Consider the following 23,269-nt stretch of genomic DNA (forward strand, 5'->3'; position numbering starts at 1 on the left):
ATTTTTATCCCCTCATAGCGGCAATGTAGACCGCAAGGTCACTGGGTGCGCTGTCCCAATAAAGGGAAAGACTTCCTGAACGGACGACATCCTCCCAATGCGGGGAGTCCGTATCAATACGGAAGCACAAGGCCCCTTTAGACCTCGGCAGACCGGGTGGCAGATTTTCCATATGGATCATACCGATCCCCTGCACCGCACGGGCCAGCAGGGTACTCATGCCGTGGGTGGCGGAAAGCTTGGCAATTTTCAGCAGCTCCGGCAAAGCCTGTTCCGGATTTTCGGTCTTGACCAACAACCAGAAGGTATTTCCGGCTGCAAAGGCCCGTTCCGGCATCTCCACAGTAAAATATGGATCGCTGAAAACAAACTGGCTCATGAATTCCGGTCCGGCGGTCAGGCTGTCCAGAATGTTAGTCACGATTTCGCGGGCTTTTTCAAAGCAGGGACCGATGTTTTCATGATCGTAATCAGGCAGGATCTTCTGCCCGTCCGGCCCTTCGCCAAGGGCGGACATCTCCCGCGAAAACGAGGATAATTCCCCTATCATCTGGCGCAGCAGCCCGAAAGCATGCCATGGATGGATATGCGGGGCCGTGGCAAAATGATCCAATTGCGGGGCGTAACGATTCAGGCTGCGCAAAACCAGCAAAAATACCGTGGAAGTGAAATCAAGATCACCGGACCCGAGTCCGGCAGGATTTTTATACTGCTCCAGCCTGCGGCAGCGCGAAGCCACCTGATCGCTGATATCGCTGAACACATGGCAGAGCCAGCGGGAAGCACTCAGGGTAATACAAGGCGGCACAAAGCTCTCATCAAGACGCACTTCCTGCACATCACGCTCCAGCCGGGCCAGCGGGATTATGTTGTAGGCCCCCAGATCGTCCAACTCGTCTTCCCAGAACAGCCGCAGTACGTAACGCATGGGTTTGAGCTGAGCCGCTGGACCGCTGCCCAGCAAATCCGGCTGCTCCACCGGGTCCGGGGAAACAGCATACATGGTATTCACCGAAGCGGCAGTATCTTCAACCTGCGAAACATTGCCCCCTTCCGGGTTCCATTTACGAAGCCCCAGATAGACCATGAACGGCTTTCCGCCTTCTTCCCAGGCCTTATCAAAGGAACGTGGCTCAATATGGGCGTTACCCGGAAAGGTTACCAGATGTCCGTCATCAAAAAGAACTTCAATCTCAGTTACTTCTATCTGCCTGCGCTCAAGTGCCCCTTTACGGATTTTAAGACCGGCAACACCCCAAAAATAAGGCATTCCGTACTGACGCAAGGCCCGGAAACGATGCAACTGATGCAGGTCCGAAAGCTGGAAATGCTGCGGCTGCAAAAATAATCCCTGATGCCAGAAAAGCGGCTTATCAGCATGCATTTCCTACTCCCCCACCTTTTGCATTTCATTGGGGCCGAGAATGATCATGCCATCCAGTTTGGCCGGGGCGTACCACGTATCCCCCCACCAGAGCATGCCGGTTTCACTCACATCCATAGGGATCTGCCAGGTACGCGAAGCCTTGCCCTGCAAATCATAATATCCGGCCACCACACCTACGAACTTTGTGCCCTCGGCCCGGTCCATAACTATTGTGGAATTCTTTCCAGGCTGCACAAACTCACGCTTAACCTGCGTGACACTGGGATCAAAAGAAGTACAATTGAACAGCTTTTCCATTCCGGTGGAAGTCCCGGTCAATTCATTGAATTTACTCAGATTTGAAAGCTGATAAAAACAGAGCAGCAGCGAATGCGGTGCCCCGTCATATTCATTTAAATTCTTATCCACACCAAGCTTAAAGGAAACTGCATTAATCTGGTAAGTCCACTTCATCTGTTCCGGACTTGCTGCGGGTGTGGTCACGGTTGTGGGGTTTACCGGTTTTTTCTTTCCGCCACAGCTGCAAACAACCACAAGCAGTAATAACAGGAGTATCAGTAATCTGCCGCGCACAATCCGCCCTCCGATTGCATAGTTGGAACCACTAAAAGAGAATTCAGTACTTAATATCAATTTACACGGAAAAGAACTTTATGTCGACGGCTGATACAATTTAACTGCAAAACTGCAACTCTTTATTTCCCCGAAGAGCAAGATGCGCTAATATGGTTGCAATTCCTGTCTGCAATACAACCACAGTGAGGTTTTCATGCATATTGAACTGCCGGCTTTCAAAATACTGGCACTGGCTCCGTTCTCCCCTACACTGGAAACGGACAATCCCCCGCGCATGAAGGCTGGCCCGTCTTCCCTTGACCAAGCACTCACAGAACTCCAGCCAACTCTGGATATCCCGCTGGACCGGAGCCAATTCCCCGTGGCAAATATTAGCATCTGCATCAGCAGGCTGGCTGATTTCAGACCCAAGAACATCAGCAAGACCTCGGTTTTCAAGGTTATTATTAACCAGATGGCTAAAGAATCCCCCCCGTCAGAACAATCAACCGCATCCAACCAAAGATATTCCGCACTGCTGGACGATATCCTTTCCATGGTTGACAGCGAACAATCAGAACAACAATCTCCAAGCACAATAAGCCAGCACGAAAGACCCAAAAACGAACTCCTGAAAGCAATCTTCGCCGATCCCGCCTTCAGAAAAATGGAAGCCGCATGGCGCGGGCTGGAATTGCTGGGACGGCAGGTCCCCTCCGGCAGCAAGACCAGTGTGGAATTCATGCTTGTCCCTGTCACTGAGAACAACCTGCTTCCGGTTTTGAATAAACTTGAGGAAGAGCTTGGCGCATCACCGCCGGATCTGGTTCTGCTGGATCACGGTTTAAGCAATACCCCCCGGTCCATGGAAATTCTGGAAAGGATTATGAATTTCGCAGAATCCATGCTGGCCCCGGCAATAATTGCGTTCGGACCGCAATTCCTTGAGCTGCAAAACTGGGCTGAAACAGACAAGCTGCCCTTCATCCCCACCCTGCTGGAAGGAGCGGAGTATGGACGCTGGAAAACCCTGCGCCAACAACCTGCCGCAGGATGGATCATGGGCTGTGCCGGGTCGATCATGGGCAGGACCATGCATGGGACGGAAGCCGGTTTTGATAACACCTCCCTTTCCGAACGGGGTCCGCTCTGGGTCAGTTCCGTCTGGGCCGCAGCAGCACTTTGCGCGCGCAGTTTATCTGAATATGGCAGAGGTACGCTTTTCTCCAACCATTCCAGTGTCCGACTGGAAGGACTGCCGCTTGCGGAAGGACCAAAACCATCCCCGATAAATCCCCCCATCGGCACAGAACGGATCAAGGATTTCCGGCAGGCTGGAATAAACACCTTAGCCTTCAATGGCGATCAGGCTTTCCTGCTCGGTGCGGTTTCCATGGACGGCGGACCAATTAATGTACGGCTCTACCTGTCTCGGCTGATTCATTTCCTGATCCTATTGTCTACTGAAAAACGCAAAGAATTCAGCGACATTGAAATGCAATTAACAGAAGCAGTGTCACTCTTTCTACAAAAGCAGGGCTACCCGGAACCCCATGATTTGAGCATAAAAAAAGGAGAACCGTCCGGCGAGACGGTTCCCCTTGAAATTTCACTCAGCCCCGGACCGGAAATTCTGCCCGGAAATGCACCCATTAGTTTTGGGTTTAATTGGTAAAACAGATTTGATGCGCTACGCGCTTTTTATTAAAACGAGCATGCCTCCGGCGGCTTAAACCCTTTGAAAAGGGTTTAAGAATCCCAAACTTTTTTAATAAGGCTTCGCCACGTTCTATGGTAGTACTTCACTTGCTTCAGGTCATTTAAGTTGAAGTGAATAAAATTCCGCGTCATCGCCGTCCGGGAATTCTCCGAAGAGCAGTGCTTCCGGTGTTCCGCTGACTTTTACGAAATATGATTCATTTTCGCTCAACTCGTTTTTCACGGCCCAGCCGATAAATTCCTTGCCGCCCAGTTCCATCTTCAAACCCTTCATGGGATAATTGAGCACGCATTTTTCCGGCAATTGTCCGGCAGGGCCCACGCCGTGTGCCCCTATTCCAGCATCAGAGTCGTCGCCATCACAAACTCCCAGCAATGCGCCTTTCCATTCGTGGCCCGGAGCAGGCCCTACTTCCAGCCACAGCCCCAGACTTGGCAGGGAGTAAAGATCAAAACGGTATTCTGCTGCGACTTTCTTAATCGGCATATTGGCCTTGGCTGCCAGCTTGGCACCCAGTTTTGCCTCATCCACAACTTCCGCGCCGCGCAGCATGGTCGGCAGGGTTGCGGGATCAAGTTCGCCGTCATCGCAGATGCACAGGATCGGAAAACCGTGCCCGCGCCTAGCCTGCACAGCCGCAGCCAGCAACCCCAGACCAAAACGGGTTTCCGGGTTTTCAAAGCTGGCCTTGCCGCCCTTGATCAGCCAGACACCCACTTCCGGTTTTTCCATTTCGCCGATAGGTCCGGCCCATTCCATTTTCTCAAGATTATCGGACCAGAAATGACCGTTCACGCCAAGGCCGTAACGGGTAACAGTCTGGAACAGACCCTTACCCTTGGCTTCGTCTTTTTCGAGTATTGATATGAAAATTGATTTTGCCATGCTCCCCCCTAACCTAAAGTCAGCACAGTAACTTGACTTGGAACAGCGCATATTCCGGGCGCGTTGGGTAATACCGCAAGGCAATTCTGCCCGGTCACGCTGGTCAGCCGTTGCACGGGTATGCCATCGGCAAGAATGGTGATGCAGCCGACAATGTACTCGGTCTGCCCCGACTCCAGATGTGAGACCACTCCCATTTCAACGCCGGGTTCATCACCTTCACTGACCAAGCCCAGCGAAAGTTGATTCAAGGTTGGCATGCAATCACAAAGCACATTATAAGCTGCCGGAGCCGAAGTCGCAGACTCGGCAATGTTCGGATAAGGAATCGGTACCGGAACCGGACCTGCCGGGGTCAGGCAGACATCCGGGAAACCCATGTCCATCCCAGCTCCCATGGTAAGCGCAAACATATATCACTCCTTGGTCAGAGATAAAATCCCAATTGCACAAGACTAGCCCATGTGAATTAACTCACCGTCAACTTTCACATGTTCCTCGGAAACGATCATGGTATTCTTGCTCTGCATAGTCAGGGTCTCATCCACCAACTGCCTGCGGGACTCAGCCTGACAATCTTCATGTTCCTTGGTGAACCGGAAATAGTTAACCACCCTGCGGGTAAATTCACGGCTGACATCATCCACATTCCCGGCCACACGCTTAACCCGCTCCACGTTACTGTTGAACAAACGTGAAGTAAGGGAAACCTTACCCGCTGAAATTTCAACTTCATTGGAATGCAAGGCAGCCTTATCGCTGATGCAGTTCAATTCATCGTCAGCAGCAATGGTCAGACTTCCGTTCGTACTCCTTAAAGTAAGATCACCTTCAACTTCCAGAGAAGTCGCTGTCTCCGCAGCTCTGCTGAGTACGGACAGAATCCAAACCCCGCCCTGTGCGTCCACAGAAAGAAGCACGGAATCACCAGCTTCCGGGCTGACCAGACAACTGACCGCCTTCTGCGCTTCAAGTTCTCCAAGGGAAGTTTCAACCACAACACCGGCGTCAGCCAAAATCACCCGCCCATACTCAAGCTGAGGACTGACTGCTTCATGCTTTTTCGCCAAATTATTCATATCTTCTCCTTTATCCTCCGTGCACCCAGTTTTCGGCTTCTTCCATATCTTTATCCGTGCCTTGCAGCATAATCAGGGACGCACCATCCCAGTGCGTGCCTTTCTCAATTATACGATGCAGCTTGGCCCGATACATGGAAGCCCTGCTGAAATCCGCATGGGTCAGGTCCGCATGCGAAAAATCCGAATGCTGCAAACTGGTTCCGACAAATTTAGTGGCCTGACAAATCGCCTTGGCAAAAATGGCATGCACCATGGTTGCCCCGGTAAAATCGGCAATGGTGGCATCAGCCCCGCCGAAATAAGACTTGGTCAGATCCGCACGGCTGAAATCCGCTTCACGCAAAACAGCTCCGCTAAACATGCAACTCCGCAATGTTGCCCCGGAAAGATCGGCCCCGGTGAGGTCCGCGCCCATAAAATTGGACATGGTCATGTCGGCCCCGGAGAGGTTGGCCCCGCGCAGGTTGGCACTATCCAACAGCACCTGCGAAAAAAGCTGTCCGGAAATATCCTGATTCTCCAAATCCGCCTCGCGCATCATTATCTTGAAATAGGTTCCGCCCTTGAATTTCGTGCCCTTAAAGGAAGAGCCGTTGAAAACTACCCGGTCCAGATTCGCTCCAAAGAAGTCAGCCCCGTCCAGATCGGAATGAGAAAGCACAGTTTTGACGATCTTCATGGAACGCATATTCGCGCCTTTAAAATTTGAATGCTGGGCCATGGACCATGTTAATTCCGCACCGGAAAAATCAGCCCCGCTGAAATCGGCCTTCTGGAGCATAGCCATGTGGATTTTTGTTTCCTTAAAAGAAGCCCCGGCAAAGTTCATACCTTGGAAATTAAGCTTGGTCAGGTCGCTTCCATCAAAACGGGCCTCGTTGAATTCACAATTCTTGAATCCGGTTTTGAGGATATTGGCACCTGAAAGGTCCGCACCATGCAACTTCACATTGTGGAAACGCCCCCCGGTAAGGTCCGCGCCGGAAAGGTCGGCCCCGGAAAGATCCACATTGCGCAGAGTCTGGTTATCGGCAATTGCCGCAAGTATCTGTTCGCGATTCAATATGCTCATGAGTCGTCATCCAGCAGTTCGAGTTTACCATGCAGCTGGCTGCGCTTTAAATTGGCAGCCTCAAAACGGGTATCACCAAGCACGGATTTGTAGAAATCCACTGCAAAAAGGTTAGAGCCGCGCAGGTCGGTATCCACCAGCCGGGCTTTGCGCATACCGCCCATGTGGATATTGGCTGCCCGCATGGATGCGGCTTCAAGGTTACTTTTGGTGAAACGCGCACCCTTGGCGGAAACCCCGTTCAGATTGGCCCGGACCAGCTGCGAATTATCGATCAGCCCGTTCTCAAAATCCGCACCCCGGAAATCAGAGCCCGTAAAATCTGATTCACGCAGGGCCGCGCCGCGCAGGGTCGCGTTGCGGAAATCCGAATCCTTGAATTGAGAATTACGTCCGGTGCGCAGTTTATCAAGGTTAGCGTCAGTGAAGTCGGTTTTGTGGGCCTCAACATCATTGAACAACGACTCGTTAACCGAGGCTTCACTAAAATTTGCATGATTGAGTGAAGAAGATTTGAAGATGGATTTTTTGATGGTCGATTGGCTGAAATCGGACCGATCCGCCCTACCGCTGATCATGCACATATTGATGCGCACACCCTTGAGATCAGCTTCGGTAAAATCAGTTTTCTCAAGGATAGCCATGTCGAAATTGGCATCATGCAGCACGGCTTTGGAAAAATCCGCACCCTTGAAAATCGCCTGCGCGGCAATGGTCCCGCTGAGATCGCTCTCTTTAAACAGGGCTTTACTAAATACCCCGCGTCCAAGATCCACCCCTTTGAGGGAAGCTTTGCTGAAATCGGCCCCAACCCCCAAAGCTTGAATCAGCTTTGAGCCATCGAGAATCGTGCCTTTAAAATTAGTTTTTTGGAGCTGGCATTTACTCAAATCGACATTGCTGAGATCAAGACCGGAAAGATCCACCCCGGAAAGCACTGCTCCCACAAGGGATTTACCCTGCTCGTGGTAACGCTGGACTTCCTCACGGGTCAGCACACGCAGGGAGTCGGCACTCAAACCATGTTCCGCCAGTTTGGCAGCGGCATCATCAGGTAATTCTTTTGCTTCAAGTTTTTTAAGTCCTTCAGCAAGTTCGATCTTTTTGGCCTCAAACTTTTTGAGCAGGTCCGCCTTGTGGGCATCAAGCTTTGCACCTGCTTTTTCCGCATTAGCTGCTTCGCTTTCCATTTTTGCGGCAACTTCAGGGCTAAGCAGGTTGCGTTGTTTCAAATCAGCGGCCCGGCTTCTGATCTTGGCGGCAATATCTTTACCCAGCTCTGCGGGGGACTGCTTCGGCTTTGCGCCCCCCAGAACAACCTTTGATGGATCAGTCCCGTACTTGGCATATTTGACGGCCTTCTCACGCATCTTGATAAGCAGGGTCTCCTGCTCTGCCTTGAGCGGCGCGAATTTAGCTTCCATACTCTTTTTGACCTCAGCATGGATGCCCTTTGCCAAACCTTTCACATCCGGGAACGGGGGCATAAAACCTTTCAAAAAATTTTCATCCGGGGGGCTGCCTTTTTCGGGCATGGACATGGAGATTGAATGCTCCGCCCCATATTCTTCAGGTAGATGATCCAACACCCATTGCCGGATATCGCTGCCCTTTTTGCTTGATTCAAAAACAGTACGTCCATGCTCAAGCTCCAGCGGCTGAGCAGTCTTAAGTGCTGACTTCCAATCGGCCCACCCTGCTTTAAGATCTCTGTCATCACTCCACTTTTCAGGGCGGACAATCAAAACAGCGAGAGCTTTTTTCAATTCCTTAGCCGCATCCTTGCCCGGCTTGTCTTTGGGGGATCCAAGGGTCAGGATGGAGCAAAAATCTCCCACTTTCTGTTCCATAAACATGGCTTGCAACTCGTCAGCCACGCAGACGACCGGAGCCGCAGCAGCCGCAACCATGCTCGGAAGATCAATGAGTGTCGCGCTGGGCAGGAAGAGTGCATCTTCATTTGAACCGGGAACAAGCAGTTCTTTGCCTTCTGCAAATCTACCCGGATTACTCTTGATATGATTAAGCACCGGGCCGTCAAACCGGGGCAACACCAGCCCTGCGGGAACGCTAAAGTCATCATCGCCGTCCAGCCCCCAGTCTGCCGGGGTTTCGGTCAGGCCCTCATCATTCACGCCCAGCCACATACGCTTGATGGTTTTACGATCAAGGCCGAGGTCTGTGAGTTTTTTCATACTCTCGCGGTCATTTTCAAGTGCCCTGCGCCAGCGCACAACCAGCGGGAAGCCCCGATCATGCCACGGATTAACCTTTTTATGGAAAGGAAATTCAGCAGAGATCGGCTCATCAGGGTCAAGCCCGTTTTGCTTGAGATATTCCGGCTTAATCCCTTTCAGCTTAGCAGAAGACTCCTTGACCGCAGCTTTGCGGCTTGCCTCAAGCTGTTTCTTGGTAGCGGAGAACTTTGCTCCGGTAGCACTCAATTTCTTTTCAAGATCTGCAATCTTACCTCGAAATTTATCGAATACTCCGAGGTTAATTTCCACCAGATGCCCGTGCTCGGCATGGGCCTTACGGGCCATGGATTCCAGACTGTCCAGGGTTTTGTAATGACCGGCAATCATCTTCTGCGCCCCGGCCACTACCTCTTCCGGGTCCTGCATGGGCATGGCAGGACGGTTGCCAAGGGCTTTCTGGCGTATTTCATCAGCGAATTTAGGAATATTCTTGACTTTTACGAGAGTCTTCTTGGCCTTTTGCATGGCCTCTTCAGCCTTGGACATATCAATGTCCACCCCGCGATCAAGAAGCTTGATCTGCAAGTCCCGGTAATGCTCAAGGGGCTTTGGCTCAGTGGATTGCTCTTCATGGCGGATCATAACCCGCAGCACATCCGCGCCTTCATCGTCCACAACTTCGGTGGTTCCGCGATAGATGAGGAGCCCGCGCATGATCGAAGGAAAAAACCATACTGTTTCCAAACGGGTGGAAACTTCGCGGAACTCCTCATCTTCGCTTATCTGGTGGGATGGCAGTGGCCCCACCGGAAACTTGTGCGGCTTAAAATTCTTATTCACGGTCACAAAACAGCGCATGCGCAAACTGGGCAGCGCGCTTTCAATGAGCGGGAAATCCGGGTGCATATTCTTAATTTCAACAGGCTCACCGCCCTTGAAATAACCGTCCATGAACTGATCTGCACTGGCTGCATTGAAAAATTCGTAATTCATGTCATCAGGGAAAAATGGCCAGCGTTCATTCTTCCATTTTTCATCATAGGTGCCGTTTTTCTGAGCCCGCTGAGGCCACATGAGATCAAGCGGGCCAAAACCTGCCGGGTCAGGTTTCTGGGAAGGCGAACCTATCTGCTGTTGCGGCAGCTCGATATTCGGCAGGGGAACAGCCTCGGAACCATCATGCATGAGAACCTTGCCCATGCCTTTACCCAATGGGTTTTTAGGATAATCCGGCCCACCGAAACCATTAGCCCAGACCAAGGGCATTTCCACAAATGGTTCAGGTTCGCTGAACAAACCTTTTTTCCAGTAACGGTCCCCGAAGATATTGAGCTTTTTTTCCTTGTCCCCTATCCGCACCTGCACCTGCGAGGCCGGACGGGACTGCCCGCGCGGAGCAAAACACGATCCACTGACCAAAAACTCACCACGCGGCTTGGGCACACCCTGATCAATAATAGGTTTAGGTCCGAGCTGCGTGGGTACGGTTTTCCAGAGTTCCTGTTCATCGAGCAGGCTGTCGGGATCATTAAGGTCAAAAAAAGCCATAACCCCGACACTGAGGTAATATTTATCCCGAATGCCCAGCGGGCGAGGAAAAAAGGAATGCTGCTTTTCCTTGAATATCTTCATGACACTCCGATGCTAGAGATTAACGGTTAAATATTACTGATCAGACCGGCAATGTTGTTCATTTCCCCTGAAATGCTGCTGGCTTCAGCCGATACGGTGGACAAAGATCCCACCAGCCCGGTCCTGTTGCCAGCAGTATCTATGACATCACCATTTACATCATTTCGCTCAGCCGCAAGCTTGGTCACCTCACCGCAAACCTTGGAAACACTTCCCGCCACCTCGGTCATCTGCCCGCCGAGATTTTCCACTTCCCCGGCAAGTTTGGAAGCTTCCCCGGCAAGCTGCTGGGTAGCACCCTTAAGGTCGGAATGATCCGCCACAAGATTGCTGTGGTCCGCACGCAGAGAAGTCAGTTCACCATTCATATCCGCGCAAGTGGCGTTAAGATTGGTCATGTCGATTGACATACGTTTATGGTCGGCCATCAGCTCTTCGCGCTCGGTCTCAAGCTTACGGGCAGTACCCAAGACCAGAACATTTTTTGTAAGCGTACACTCAATAAGCCCGGCAAGCTTGAAGGTTGATTCCAATCCGGCAATGACATCTTCCTTTAAGGCCACAAACATCTTTGTGTCGTTACCTACATTGACCAACTCTGACGAGCCGAGCACAAATTTGAACTCGTTCCCCATAAGTGTTTCAGCGGAGGACCCGGCGAAAACCTCCATATGCGCCTTGGTATGCAGTTTCCAGCCGTCCTGAGCTTCTCCGCCTTCATTTTCACGCTCCCAGCCGCTTTCATCTGCCGCAGCGGGCGGATCATTGGGCGTACCCATCCGAATCCAGGTATCGGACTTGGGAGAATGCATCAGTATACGCTGTCCTCCTTCCTTGTCTTCCATATGGATACGGTTCTGCCCTCCGGTGGTAATCTGACACATGGTCTGATTGGAATCCTTGACCAGACTTGGATTCTCAGGGTTGGGGGCCGCAGCCTGAATGAGAGGCCTGTCCGGGTCCCCGTCAATATAAGTGATCAGCACTTCGGTCCCCTTGTGCAAAGGAAAATGCATGCCATGGTTGGAACCACCATAAGGCTGGGCCATGCGCAACCATGTGGTGGCCTTGCCGCCACTGCGCCCGGACTCATCAAAAGGCATAATCACTTTGTAACGACCATCACCGTCAAGCTCGGCATACTGTCCGCTGCCGGAGGCATCGATCTTGGCATTGAGAGTCCCGGAGAACTTCGGCTTCACAGCCTTGCGCTCGGCCCGGAACTGGGTGTTGGCAGGAATACAGGTAAATGAATTGCGGTAGTAGAGCCGATCCTCATCTTCAGCCAGATTGAGACCCAGACCGGAAACAAGATAGGCCTCCTGACTGCCCTCATGAACAACTTCCGTGGTCAGATAACGCTGGTTGAAATCCTGACGGTAATGATCCTTCAGCTCAAAAATGTACCCGGTGCGAATGTAAGGAACTGTGGACACACCATGAAAGACCTTTTCCCGGCAGAGAAATTCCTGCGCCCTGATCTGGGCCAGCGTGTTTCCTTCCCCCGGAGTCTTGAAGTGTTCGCCGTAAAGATAGATTTCCCCCATGCCCTGCTGCGAGACCATGGCCTCTGCCTTCATTTCAAGGCTGGGCTTGCGGTAATTGTAATCTTTGAGCAGCACTTTTTTGGGCAAAGGCTGCTGCTTGAGCATGAAATTCTTGACGATCTCTTCGCGATGGGTGTGGTCAAGATTGCTGGGCGGGGAATAGGTCAAACTGGTCCCTTCTTTCATGGGAGAATGGGAAATGTGGGTGTCGGTGATGACCATCTTTTCACCCTGATCGGTCTGCTCAAAATAGTAATACATGCCGTCCCGTTCCATCCAGCGGGAAACAAAATTGAAATGGGATTCATCGTACTGGCAGATATATTCCCAAGAGGGATAAGAACCTTGCAGCTTGAAATCAAAGCTGAGACCTTCTTTAAGTCCAGCTTTCTTGAGTACGTCGCCGAGGAAGCCCTGCGCATTCTCATTGAGAAAAATCTGGTTGCAATGAGTCAGGGTGGCCCACCAGAGTTTGGGCACCAGCTCAGCCCGGTAGAAACACATCTTCCCCACCTGATGCATTTGCTCAAAGGAGCTGAGCATGCCCTTGAACGGGATATCCCCGTCATCGCGTTTGATGGTGAATTCCGCCGGATTCTGGAGAATTGAACCTATATCAAGATCATTTTTATCCGAAATCAACATAATGCTGAAACGGTAAATGCTCGAAAGCCCCTCAGCCCCCTTAAAGCGGACTACGCTGAAGGTATTCTTATCTGCACCCTTGGACTCAAAAACAAATTTGGGCTTGGAGTTATCTGCCATAAAACTACCCTCTCATGCTCTTTATTCAGCGGAAAATTCCATGCTAAAGGAACCGTCCCCGTCCACACCCAGATGCACTGCCGCAGGCATACCGCCCTCGGCCATATGCAGCAGGATTTCCTTTGACATCTTCGGCAGCACATTGCCGTTCAAAATGTATTCAATGTTGCGGGCCCCGGTTTCCACTTCGGTACAACGGGCCGCAATCTGCTCCACCACATCCTCGTCATAACTCAGCTTCATCTTGTTGTTGGCAAGAAGCATTTTTTCCAACTTGCCCAGCTTGAGTTTAGTGATCAGCTTCATGGCTTCGGGGTTGAGACTGAAGAACGGCACCACATTCATGCGGGCCAGCAGGGCGGGTTTGAAATGCTGGGAAAGAATGGGCCGCACTGCGGAAAGCACCGCATCCATGGGCATCTCGTCCTCACCTTCAGCGGTCATTTCCTGAATAACGTCCGTGCCAAGATTGGAAGTCAGGATGAGAATGGTATTCTTGAAGTTGATATCCTTGCCCTCGCCGTCGGTGAGCACGCCTTTGTCAAAGACCTGATAAAAGGTGTTCATGACATCCAGATGGGCCTTCTCCACCTCATCCAAAAGAACCACGGAATAAGGCTGACGGCGCACGGCCTCAGTAAGCATGCCGCCCTCGCCGTAACCCACATAGCCCGGAGGGGAACCGATCAGCCGGGAAACAGTGTGCTTCTCCTGAAATTCACTCATATTCACAGTGACTACGGAACGCTCATCCCCAAAAAGCAGATCAGCCAGCGAAAGTCCGGTCTCGGTTTTACCCACACCGGAAGGACCGACCAGCAGGAAAACACCAATGGGCTGGTCCGGGTTCTTGATCCCGGCCTTGGAAGCGCGGATGACCTCGGCAATTGCCTCAAGCCCCTGATCCTGTCCTTTGATGCGCACATTGAGTTTTTCATCAAGGTCGGCAACAGTAGCCGCCTCGTCACGGGCCATCTTGCCCACCGGGATTCCGGTCCAATCGGAAACAACGCGGCCCACCAGATCAGGGGTAACCTCAATCTGGACCATGGGATCATCGCCCTGAAGTTCGGCTAAAGCTGCATCGGCCTTGTCTAATTTTTCTTTAAGCTTGGTGAGTGTATCTCCGCCTCCAACAACATTGTCTTCGATGGCCTCGCCTTCGCCTGTTTCTACAGCAACAGGATCACCATTACGTGCTTCCTGAATCCGGGCCCGAACATCCAGCACTGCGTGTGCGGCGTCCTTTTCCTTGAGCCACTTTTCGCTGATTTCTGCGGCCTCAGCATTCTTGTCTTCAATCTGTTCTAAAAGCTCTTTGTAGTGATCTTCATCCACTTCCACTGCGTTACTGCGATCCCGGTCCACGGCCTTCTTTTCCCTCTCAAGGGCCTGTACAATACGCTGGCAATCTTCCAGCCGTCCGGGCTTTGCCGAGAGATTGACCTTGACCCGAGCGCAGGTGGTATCCAGCAGATCAATGGCTTTATCCGGCAGGAAACGTCCGGCAATATAACGGTCGGAATAGACTGCCGCCGCCACGTTGGCATCATCACGAATGATCACGTTATGTGCTTTTTCGTAGCTTTCACGCAGCCCGCGCAAAATGATAGTCGAGGTATCCACCGAAGGTTCATCCAACTTGACCAACTGAAAACGGCGGGCAAGAGCCGGGTCCTTTTCAAAATATTTCTTATACTCGGTCCATGTGGTGGCAGCGCAGGTCTTCAGCTCCCCGCGGGCCAGTGCAGGCTTGAGCAGATTGGCGGCGTCCGCGCCCCCGGCGGAACCTCCGGCTCCCACAAGGGTGTGCGCTTCATCAATGAACAAAATGATCGGTGTTTCGCTGGATTTAATCTCATCAATGACGCCCTTGAGACGATTCTCGAACTCTCCCTTCATCCCGGCTCCGGCTTCAAGCAAGCCCATGTCCAGACCGAGCAAAGTTACATCACTCAGGACTTCCGGCACGTCACCTTCGGTGATACGCAGGGCCATTCCCTCAATTACCGCAGTCTTACCCACGCCGGGTTCACCCACCAGAATAGGATTGTTCTTACGACGGCGGGCAAGGATATCCACCATCTGGCGCATTTCCGGGTCACGTCCGAAAACCGGATCAATGCCGCCCTCACGGGCCTTGGCAGTGAAGTCGATGCAGAACCGCTCAATGAATCCACCCTCACCTTTAGCCGGTCCGGTTGCACCAGTTCCCGGTGCGGCTGCCGGCATTTTATATTCCACCGACGCTTTGGTCACGGTCCAGAATTCCTTAAGCAGGATTTCACGGTTGATGGCTGAAAATAGATCACCATAATTGCCGGAAGCATAAAAATTCGGTTTGCCCAAAAAGGCCAGCAGCACGGCCCCGGAACGGATGCGGGTTTCGCCCAGCTCCACCGATGAAATCAGCCATGCATCCTCAAAAAGCTCCAGCAGCATGGGTGAGAACACGGGTTTGCCGGAATTCCCGGTCTTGAAATCCTGCAACACATCACTAAGCGCGGCTGTAACCCGCGGGGATTCCACCCCGTATTGACGGAAGATAAGCGGTAGGTCGCTGTTCACTTCCTCAATACATTTGAGGAAAAAATGCTCCACCGAAACTTCGTAATTGCTTAGCGAAACACTAAGGCCCGCAGCGTTGTGCAGTGCGTTAGTGCAAAAGGTGTCCAACTTTGAAAGCAAATTTCTTATATCGACATTGATCATGCTTCATACCTCTCTTGGATGTGTCCGCCCTTATTGGGGAAAGACGCTTTTGCATGTTCCAGATGATCCCCGGCAAAAACCCAGGTATCACAACCAAGGCCGGACCATTCCTCACCACCGAGCACTGCGGTATTGGCCTCACCGGGCTTCATTTCAAGAACCAGATCATACATAAACGGTTCCACCAGATAGCCACGCACCAGATTATCCAGTTTCTTGCCGTTGCCGTCTCCGGGCAGCAGCTGGTGAAAACGTCCTGAATCAAGATTATGCAAATGCACTGCAAACTTGCTGTTGCGGTCTTCCAGCTCTTCCCCGATCCATGACCGCTCGCCCAGCGCATTGGAATTTTCCCCGAGACAAAAACGCTGATCTTCGGGAATTTTGACCTTGCGCAACACGCATTGCTCCACATGGATATTGTCATGTTGCAGAGAATCTTTAAGCAGAGTTTCAAGACCCAGTGCACTGCGCGGGTACTGGGTCAAAAGACCGATATGGCGATAACGGCGGCATTCCGGGGGAACATGGGAAAAAGCCTTGTAATGACCGTAGCCGAGCAGGCTGTCCAGCCGTTCCAGCCATGAATGGTCCTGCTCATCCACTGCTTTGATCATGAGCCGGGAACGGCTCCAGGCCCGGAAGAATTGCACATATGCGTTATTATTCAGAATATTCAAAAAATCGCGGGTAACTGACTTGTCATCGGAAGCCTCGGACAGCAATTCCTCAGTATAAAAAACAGGAAGCGGTGAAGATGCCCCGTAAAGCCCCAGAAAAGTGGCTTCAAGATGGTAGAGGTCGCCGTTGTCCCCTTCTTTCTGTTCAATGTCGGTTAGATCGGTAGCCGGAAAACCAAGGGAGAGCTGCGGACGCACCCGCAGGTGATCACGGAAAAATTCTTCAAGCTCCTTGCCCGTGCAGGTATGCGAATGCAGCCGCAACAGCCGGATGGCTTGAAAAAAGGAATACCCGGTCGGTTTATCGAACAGGTTCCCGGTTACAGAAGCGGACGGTTTCCGATCATCGCAGCCCACTTGTACAGCTCCTTGTTTAAGGTGTCCTCAACGGTCAGCCGGGTAAAACAATTCACCGAGGCATAGCCCGAAAAAAAACGGTTCATCACTGAACTGAACAGATAAAGATCGCCGCTGTTGGCAAAGCCGTCACAGCTGAGCGACATCTTAATTTCCCGCCCGCGCATGACCAGCCCACGCACCAGACGGTCCCCCTCGCTTACATCCATGCCGGAAATGGCTTCCACCCTTTTGGTATTGGCCACCACCGAACCCCGGTCACGGGTATCGGTAAAAATGTAAAGCTTGACCATGGCCCGCAAACTCTCCACATCAGCCACGGAAAGATAATTTAGATAAAGGTGCGAGAGCAGCCGCCAGAGCAGGTTGCGGCCCAGCGGGGGCTGTACCGGGGAAGTGGGCTGGCGGATATTTTCAAACGAGGCCAGCTCCGGGGAAGTTCCGGTCGGTTTGCTGATATCCCCGTAACGCAGTTTTTCCGGCAGGGTTCCGTTGGTGCAGGTCAAAGCCATGGAAAGGGTTTCATTCGCAGGCTCATCCCCCTGCGCCGGATAGGCCACGGAAACAAAAATATCGGTTTTGTCCCGGACAGGAGAGCGGCGATGATGTACCGTATACACTGGCATTTCCCCGGCCTGCGGATTAAACATATGGAATGGCTTATACGGTTTTTCTTCCACCGTACCCTGCACGTAACCCACCACTGAATCCACAGAATAAACCTGATAATCGCCCCCGGAATCACCGGACGGACGTATCTGATATTCCGGCCTCTTATGATCCAGAATCACCGGCTCGGCATCACGTTTGAATAAATTGATCGCCGGAGTAGCGAACAAACAGAGATCTTCCTTGGTAAAGCGGTCAAAGGTCTGAGGAATTTTTTCCAGTTCCAGAACAATCTTGAACTTTGATCCTCCGCCCCGGTTGCGCCAGTTATTCAGCCCGGTAATTTCAAAAAAAAGGAATTTTTCCGGCAGGATGAAATATTCCTGCAAAATCCGGTAGCCCGGAAAGGATTGCGAGGGATAAGGCAGCAAAGCTTCTTCATCTTCAAACCCCACAGCCTTAAAATTGTTTTTCCCCAATATGCACAGGCTTCCATCCTCAGAACTTATCTGAATCTCCCGGATATAATTGAACAAAAATTTATAACGCATGGAAGCGTTAGCCGCGTCTCCGGTCAAGTGAAAGCGTAGACTGGAGTTCTCCCATTTATCCAAAGGGATACCCGTAAGTTCCAGATTAATAGTCAAAGTTCCCGAAGTTCCGGCCCCCTTAACCAGATCAATTCCGGTAATGCTTAAGGGGTGCAGGTCCACGTCATAAGTGGTGGAAAAAGTACAGGGAACGCCGCTGACAGGGATTGAAGCGATCTGCGAGCCGATGGGAACTCGGATGCTTTCCATCAAGCTCGGCTTGGGCTTAAACTTAATAATCGTAGTGGAAGGGATAGGCCGCAGATAGTGCGGAAAAATCAGCTGCACCAGACCGTGTACTATCTCCGGGAATTCATCGTCCAGCTTCTGGTTGATCATGCCGGACAGAAATGCCGAGCCTTCCAGAAGCCGCTCCACATCAGGATCGGCGCCCGGTCCGGTCAGCATGGGAGCCAGCGCGGGGTGGGTTTTGGAAAATTCCACCGCCAATTCGCGCAAATGGCTCAGTTCCCTCTGATAATACTTTTCTATCATATTTAAGATGCCTCCGGCGGCTCTCCGAGGGCCAGAGAAACTTTTTGGAAAAAGTTTCTCTGGACTCTTCAAAAACTTTTAATAGGGCTTCGCCGCCTTGTGATGCCAAAAGTAGCGAATGCTTATAAACCGGGCACTAAACACTCAAAAGGTTTTGGGATTCTTAAACCCTTTTGCAAAAGGGTTTAAGGCCCCCGGCAGGGCCGCCGGAGGCAGCTAGTTATCTTTCACTGAAATTTGTCCGTCTGGATCGAGAACCGTCTCGAATACTACGGGCATGTCTTGGCCCTCTAAGGCCAGCTTGGCTTGCAGCTTGAAATGCAGAGCCAGCGGGTTATCCTCCATGGGAACAAATTCTATATTCACGTTTGCCAGCCGGGGTTCATATTTTAGGATAACCTCGGTCATGGACTCCTCAATGGAGCGTACCGCATCCAACCCGGTGGCCCCGATCATGGACGTAAAATCCGGGACCCCGAAATCGGGCGCGATCTGGGCATTACCCTGCCGGGTATTCAGGATCATGCGCAGGTAATCCAGCACAGACTTGACCACCTGCCCCGGCTCGGCAGAATCCCGCCAATCCGGGTCCTCTTCCATGAAACGGATACGTTCAAGAAGTCGCTGAGTGGTCAAAGCTCCCCCTTCCAAATCACGCCACAATGTCCAAAACACAGTGGCGAAGCCTAACTAAAAAGTTTGGGATCCTTAAACCCTTTCCAAAGGGTTTGAGGCCCCCGGCAGGGCGCCCCGCGAGGCCGCCGGAGGCTTTTCCTCATCAATAGCGCAGAGCGCATCAACTAACTGGATTTCCAGTCGTCAGTGTATTCAATATTGCCGTCAGCGTAGGTCCATGTGATTTTGGAATAGGTAAAGCTGACGTCTTCCATGTCGTGATACCCTTTGTTGTCGGGCAGGAAAGTCACCGGCTTATAGTTGTGCAGGTTGACGATGATCGCTTCTTCCATCTTGATGGTGTAGTACTTCTTTTCAATTCCGGTGGCATCGATATGGTAGTGGTCGATTTCAACAGTGAGTTGCTCACCTTTACAGCAGGCCTGAGCCAGTTTAGGGGAACCGTTATCCACGTGTTTGGTCACGGTGAACGGTTTGTGGATACGCTGCCCGGTGGGAAGCCCGGTATGGGTATCCTTGGGAATTTCAACATTGTGATCCAGCGCATAAACAAGCATGGTATCTTTTTTATCGCCCATCTGAGTACAATCACCCTTGATCTGTCCCTGAGTCTTTCCTGTTACCTTCATATACGAAGTAAGTGCCATAACCCTTCTCCTCAAAATGCATGATTAAAGGTTGACCGTTTCAGCGGCTGCCGTGGGTACGGCAGCCGGACTCTTTCGACTAACTATTCCTTCTCCAGCTTACCCAGCAATGAGAGGGTGAAAGAAGCACCCATGTACTTGAAATGCGGGCGGGCCTTCAGGGAAACCTGATACCAGCCCGGATCGCCTTCCACATCGCTGACCTCAATCTTGGCCATACGTAAGGGACGGCGGCTGCGCACACTGGGTGCGGGGTTGTCCATCTCGGTGACATACTGGGAAATCCAGGTGTTCAGTTCGCGCTCAAGATCGCCACGCTCTTTCCATGTACCGATATTTTCGCGCTGGATAACTTTGATGTAGTGGGCCAAGCGGTCCATGATCATCATGTAAGGCAACTGGGTGGAGAGCTTGTAATTAAGCTCGGCTTCCTTGCCTTCTTTGCTGGTGCCGAAGAACTTCGGTTTCTGACAGGAGTTAGCGGAAAAGAACGCCGCATTGTCACTGCCTTTGCGCATGGTCAGACCGATGAATCCTTCCTCGGCAAGCTCGAATTCCCTGCGCTCGGAAAGAAGCACCTGCGTGGGAATCTTGGTCTGCACCGCGCCCATGGCCTCGTACTGGTAGAGGGGCAGGTCTTCCACGGCCCCGCCGCCCTGCGGACCTATGATGTTTGCGCACCAACGGTACTTGGCAAATGAATCGGTCAGCTTGGAGGCAAAAGCAAAAGCTGTGTTGCCCCAGCAAAAGTCATCATCTCCGTCGGAAACAGACTCCTGATAGTTGAAACTTTTTGCCGGAAGGGTTTCCGGTCCGTAAGGAAGCCGCAGCAGGAATTTAGGCAGGGTCAGCCCCACATTGCGGGCATCGTCCGACTCGCGGAAAGAGTTCCACTTGGCGTATTGCGGCATTTCAAAAATGGATTTGAGATCCTTAAGATTGGGTAGCTCACTCCATTTTTCAATACCGAAAAATTTCGGACCGGCAGCGGCAATAAACGGCGCATGGGACATGGCAGAAACCGAAGCAGTATATTGCAGCAGTTTCATATCCTGCGGGCCGGGTCCAAAATCATAATTACCGATAATAGCCCCGAAAGGCTGCCCGCCGAACTGACCGTATTCCGCGGTATAGGCCTGCTTGTAGAGACCGGATTTGGTAATTTCCGGTGCATCATCGAAATCATCAAGCAGGTCCTCTTTGGAAACATTCATCATCTGAATACGCACATTTTCCCGAAAATCAGTACGGTCAATCAGGAATTTGAGTGACCGCCACGAGGATTCCATTTTCTGGAATTCCTTGTTGTGCATAATGCTGTCCATCTGGGCGGATAATTTTCCATCAATCTGGGCCAGCATGTCATCCACGAGATTGCCGGAAATCTTGGCTCCTTCGCGTTCCGGCTTGACCATTTCCTCAAGAAAAGCCTGCAAGCCCGCCTTGGTCACAGAATAGGCTTCATCTTCGGGCTTGAGTTTGGTGGCCTCCACAATATCATCTAGAAGCGAACCTTCGGCAGCGGACTGCGCAGCCTGCTGTTGTTCAAGTTTTTCTTCTGCCATGGATATTCCCCCTACTCGATTCCAAGTTCTTTGAGCAGCTTTTCACGCGCGCCGTCATCCTTGACCAGTTCCTGAACCTTTTTCCTGAATTCCGGCACATTGGAGAGCGGACTCTTCAGGGCTTTCAGGGCTTCACGAAGCTCCATGAGTTTTTGAAGTTCCGGAACCTGACTGATAATCCGGTCCGGGTCGAAATCCTTGAGGCTTTCAAACTTGAGCTTAACCGCCATCTGCGCGTCAGGGTCGCCGCTGAGTTTATCCTCAACACCCATGTTCAACTCCAGATCCTGAGCCTTGAGAACTTCGTTGAAATTATCCTTGTCGATATTCACCGGATCGCGGTCCTCGACCATACGATCATCATCTTTTTGGGTAAAATCTCCGACCACGAGCAGCTTGAGAGGAAGCTCGACCTCTTCTTTCGCGTCGCCAGTCTCAGGCTTATAAACAATGTTGACCCGCTCCTTGGGAGCTACGGAACCTTCTTTAGCCATATTCAAGACCTCCGCTGAAAAGTTTCTGGGAACAGTCCAAACCGTCTAGTTAACTCCGTTAATCTTCAACCCCTCAACAGGACTGAGCCTGCTGATACGCTGTAAAATTTCAACACTCTTTGTTGCTGATTCCGGTCCGCCCTCGGCAACCATGGCCCCGTAGGCAGCCAGCAAACCGGATAAAGCAAGTTCCGGCTCCCACTGCTCAAGGCCGGAACTGTCAATTTGTTCCAGCAATTCAACTGCATGCACATGGGCCACTCCGGCCTGTCCCTCTGCCGTAAGCAATCCGGTCAACCCGGAACGCAGCCGAAAAACAGAGCGCAAAGAGGGAGATGTATTGATACTATCACAAATGATAGAAACTGCCTCGAACATTTTTTTATCCGCTGCAAATTGGTTCGCTTTAGCCATTATTTCAGAAACTTTGTCCGCCTTATCCTCTGTCCCGAGAGCACCGCCCTTGCTTTTGCCAAGAGATTGCAACCACGAACGGGTCTTGGGATCAGCAAAAGGAGTACCGTCTGCAAAGCTCAAGGAAGCCATACCGGGCAGACGTTGCACATAAATTTCCGTTTCCAATTCAAGGGCGGTCAGTGCTTCGACGTATCCAGCACCTAAAGCTTTAAGGGCCTCAGCTGACATGCGACTCAAATCGAGCCAGAAAAGATATTCCCCGACACGGGACTCGGCCTCACGCAAGGCCCCTGCGAAATCAGACTTTTGAAGCTGGCTGAGAATAGAATCTTTGACCGGGCCGTCCGGCGCAGGAACCATGGTCCGCCCGTTTTGCGCAGGAGGAAGGGAGGAAATAGGCATCCACGCGGACATGCGCCGCAACCTATAGCCCTCAGCAGCGGCAAGATCATTCACGAGAAGATATTCCGAAAGAGGTCCGAGAGAGGAAAGCATGGCTTTAAACCCGGCGGAATATTCTTCGGAAGAATTTATATTGCCTACGCCAGACGCAACATAAGAAGCAGAAGGAACAGTTTCGGTGGATGCAGCCGAGCCGGAACCATCCCCTTCCCCGACAGAAGCGGGATGTTCGGGCTCAGGCTCCGCCACTACAGGCAGATGGCGAACATAGCCGGACAAATCCCTCAATACTGGCGCATCTTCAGATTTTTCCGCTAAAGCCGCATCTAACTCAGTGATGCGCTTATCCAGCAGATCCACTACTTCTTTGGAAAGCTCACCCCCGTCATATTTTTTGAGATATTTTTCAGCTTTCTCAACCCACCAGCTGATGGCCCCGAATCTGCCGCGCATACGTTTTTTAGCCGGATAAAGTGTGTCCCAAAAATTAGTAATCAAATCGAGCAGAAGCTGCGCCCCGGCGGAAAGACCTTCGACTCCTTTAAGGTGTAAAAGTCCCACACCAAGATATGAAGCGACCTTTAAATCTTTGGACTTGCTGCTCAAAATAACCGAACCGAGCTTGATCACCCGTTTCCAATCCACGGCTCCGCCCGCAGTGGCACTGGCAAGTTTGTCGATCTCCTGCTGCAAACGGTCGTACTCCGGCTCGTAACGGGCATCTGCCCCGGCCGGATGTTCTTCGCTGACAGGCTTCCTGCCCAGATCGAGTAGTTCCATGCTTCCTCCGCTATCGAATACGTACTGAATACCAGATGGATA

The 23,269-nt window shown here is 51.7% G+C and carries 17 protein-coding genes; 1 reads left to right on the top strand and 16 read right to left on the bottom strand.

Annotation, left to right across the window (positions count from 1 at the left end):
* Positions 1-4 precede the first annotated feature (4 nt).
* A complete protein-coding gene (tssK, locus tag FMS18_RS11590; RefSeq protein ID WP_163294669.1) occupies positions 5-1,384 on the bottom strand; it encodes a type VI secretion system baseplate subunit TssK in 1,380 nt (459 codons plus the stop codon).
* Between the two features lie 3 nt (positions 1,385-1,387).
* A complete protein-coding gene (gene tssJ / locus FMS18_RS11595; RefSeq protein ID WP_163294671.1) occupies positions 1,388-1,960 on the bottom strand; it encodes a type VI secretion system lipoprotein TssJ in 573 nt (190 codons plus the stop codon).
* 196 nt (positions 1,961-2,156) lie between these two features.
* Between tssJ and FMS18_RS11600 the strand changes: the two genes are divergently transcribed.
* A complete protein-coding gene (locus tag FMS18_RS11600) occupies positions 2,157-3,617 on the top strand; it encodes a type VI secretion system contractile sheath large subunit (protein WP_163294673.1) in 1,461 nt (486 codons plus the stop codon).
* A gap of 141 nt (positions 3,618-3,758) precedes the next feature.
* Here FMS18_RS11600 and FMS18_RS11605 read toward each other — a convergent pair whose 3' ends face one another.
* From FMS18_RS11605 to tssA, 14 genes are all read right to left on the bottom strand, one after another.
* On the bottom strand, positions 3,759-4,547 hold the full coding sequence (locus tag FMS18_RS11605; protein WP_163294675.1) for a hypothetical protein: 789 nt from the start codon (positions 4,545-4,547) through the stop codon (positions 3,759-3,761).
* A gap of 8 nt (positions 4,548-4,555) precedes the next feature.
* Positions 4,556-4,960, bottom strand: a complete 405-nt coding sequence (locus FMS18_RS11610) for a DUF4150 domain-containing protein (RefSeq protein ID WP_136674163.1) — start codon at positions 4,958-4,960, stop codon at positions 4,556-4,558.
* A 42-nt stretch (positions 4,961-5,002) separates the two neighbouring features.
* Positions 5,003-5,626 (bottom strand): DUF3540 domain-containing protein, encoded by a 624-nt coding sequence (locus FMS18_RS11615; RefSeq protein ID WP_163294677.1) that lies wholly within the window; start codon positions 5,624-5,626, stop codon positions 5,003-5,005.
* 10 nt (positions 5,627-5,636) lie between these two features.
* Positions 5,637-6,701, bottom strand: coding sequence for a pentapeptide repeat-containing protein (locus FMS18_RS11620; RefSeq protein WP_163294679.1), 1,065 nt, complete (start codon positions 6,699-6,701; stop codon positions 5,637-5,639).
* Positions 6,698-10,531, bottom strand: coding sequence for a DUF2169 domain-containing protein (locus tag FMS18_RS11625; protein ID WP_163294681.1), 3,834 nt, complete (start codon positions 10,529-10,531; stop codon positions 6,698-6,700). Before FMS18_RS11625 ends, FMS18_RS11620 begins: the two co-directional genes overlap by 4 nt.
* A 26-nt stretch (positions 10,532-10,557) precedes the next feature.
* Positions 10,558-12,843 carry a type VI secretion system Vgr family protein gene (locus FMS18_RS11630; protein WP_163294683.1) on the bottom strand — a complete coding sequence of 762 codons (2,286 nt, stop codon included), beginning with the start codon at positions 12,841-12,843 and terminating at the stop codon, positions 10,558-10,560.
* A 21-nt stretch (positions 12,844-12,864) separates the two neighbouring features.
* Positions 12,865-15,555, bottom strand: coding sequence for a type VI secretion system ATPase TssH (gene tssH / locus FMS18_RS11635; protein ID WP_163294685.1), 2,691 nt, complete (start codon positions 15,553-15,555; stop codon positions 12,865-12,867).
* The gene (gene tssG, locus FMS18_RS11640; protein ID WP_163294687.1) at positions 15,552-16,592 is read right to left on the bottom strand and encodes a type VI secretion system baseplate subunit TssG; all 1,041 of its coding nucleotides are present in this window, start codon (positions 16,590-16,592) and stop codon (positions 15,552-15,554) included. The genes tssH and tssG overlap by 4 nt, the downstream gene beginning before the upstream one ends.
* Positions 16,556-18,286: a type VI secretion system baseplate subunit TssF gene (gene tssF / locus FMS18_RS11645; protein WP_163294689.1), complete on the bottom strand. Its 1,731-nt coding sequence runs from the start codon at positions 18,284-18,286 to the stop codon at positions 16,556-16,558. The genes tssG and tssF overlap by 37 nt, the downstream gene beginning before the upstream one ends.
* A gap of 216 nt (positions 18,287-18,502) precedes the next feature.
* Positions 18,503-18,922 carry a type VI secretion system baseplate subunit TssE gene (tssE, locus tag FMS18_RS11650; RefSeq protein ID WP_136674171.1) on the bottom strand — a complete coding sequence of 140 codons (420 nt, stop codon included), beginning with the start codon at positions 18,920-18,922 and terminating at the stop codon, positions 18,503-18,505.
* 164 nt (positions 18,923-19,086) lie between these two features.
* The gene (locus FMS18_RS11655; protein ID WP_163294691.1) at positions 19,087-19,569 is read right to left on the bottom strand and encodes an Hcp family type VI secretion system effector; all 483 of its coding nucleotides are present in this window, start codon (positions 19,567-19,569) and stop codon (positions 19,087-19,089) included.
* 83 nt (positions 19,570-19,652) lie between these two features.
* A complete protein-coding gene (gene tssC / locus FMS18_RS11660; protein WP_163294693.1) occupies positions 19,653-21,134 on the bottom strand; it encodes a type VI secretion system contractile sheath large subunit in 1,482 nt (493 codons plus the stop codon).
* An 11-nt stretch (positions 21,135-21,145) separates the two neighbouring features.
* On the bottom strand, positions 21,146-21,628 hold the full coding sequence (gene tssB / locus FMS18_RS11665; RefSeq protein WP_163294695.1) for a type VI secretion system contractile sheath small subunit: 483 nt from the start codon (positions 21,626-21,628) through the stop codon (positions 21,146-21,148).
* Between the two features lie 45 nt (positions 21,629-21,673).
* The gene (tssA, locus tag FMS18_RS11670) at positions 21,674-23,227 is read right to left on the bottom strand and encodes a type VI secretion system protein TssA (RefSeq protein WP_163294697.1); all 1,554 of its coding nucleotides are present in this window, start codon (positions 23,225-23,227) and stop codon (positions 21,674-21,676) included.
* Positions 23,228-23,269 lie beyond the last annotated feature (42 nt).

It is taken from the genome of Desulfovibrio sp. JC022 (genome assembly GCF_010470665.1).
Lineage (GTDB): Bacteria > Desulfobacterota > Desulfovibrionia > Desulfovibrionales > Desulfovibrionaceae > Maridesulfovibrio.

Coding starts and splice junctions, on each gene's coding strand:
- FMS18_RS11605 (WP_163294675.1), bottom strand. CDS start 4,547: ATGGCAAAATCAATTTTCATATCAATACTCGAAAAAGACGAAGCCAAG.
- FMS18_RS11620 (WP_163294679.1), bottom strand. CDS start 6,701: ATGAGCATATTGAATCGCGAACAGATACTTGCGGCAATTGCCGATAAC.
- FMS18_RS11655 (WP_163294691.1), bottom strand. CDS start 19,569: ATGGCACTTACTTCGTATATGAAGGTAACAGGAAAGACTCAGGGACAG.
- FMS18_RS11600 (WP_163294673.1), top strand. CDS start 2,157: ATGCATATTGAACTGCCGGCTTTCAAAATACTGGCACTGGCTCCGTTC.
- tssH (WP_163294685.1), bottom strand. CDS start 15,555: ATGATCAATGTCGATATAAGAAATTTGCTTTCAAAGTTGGACACCTTT.
- tssF (WP_163294689.1), bottom strand. CDS start 18,286: ATGATAGAAAAGTATTATCAGAGGGAACTGAGCCATTTGCGCGAATTG.
- FMS18_RS11615 (WP_163294677.1), bottom strand. CDS start 5,626: ATGAATAATTTGGCGAAAAAGCATGAAGCAGTCAGTCCTCAGCTTGAG.
- FMS18_RS11625 (WP_163294681.1), bottom strand. CDS start 10,531: ATGAAGATATTCAAGGAAAAGCAGCATTCCTTTTTTCCTCGCCCGCTG.
- tssK (WP_163294669.1), bottom strand. CDS start 1,384: ATGCATGCTGATAAGCCGCTTTTCTGGCATCAGGGATTATTTTTGCAG.
- FMS18_RS11610 (WP_136674163.1), bottom strand. CDS start 4,960: ATGTTTGCGCTTACCATGGGAGCTGGGATGGACATGGGTTTCCCGGAT.
- tssC (WP_163294693.1), bottom strand. CDS start 21,134: ATGGCAGAAGAAAAACTTGAACAACAGCAGGCTGCGCAGTCCGCTGCC.
- FMS18_RS11630 (WP_163294683.1), bottom strand. CDS start 12,843: ATGGCAGATAACTCCAAGCCCAAATTTGTTTTTGAGTCCAAGGGTGCA.
- tssA (WP_163294697.1), bottom strand. CDS start 23,227: ATGGAACTACTCGATCTGGGCAGGAAGCCTGTCAGCGAAGAACATCCG.
- tssB (WP_163294695.1), bottom strand. CDS start 21,628: ATGGCTAAAGAAGGTTCCGTAGCTCCCAAGGAGCGGGTCAACATTGTT.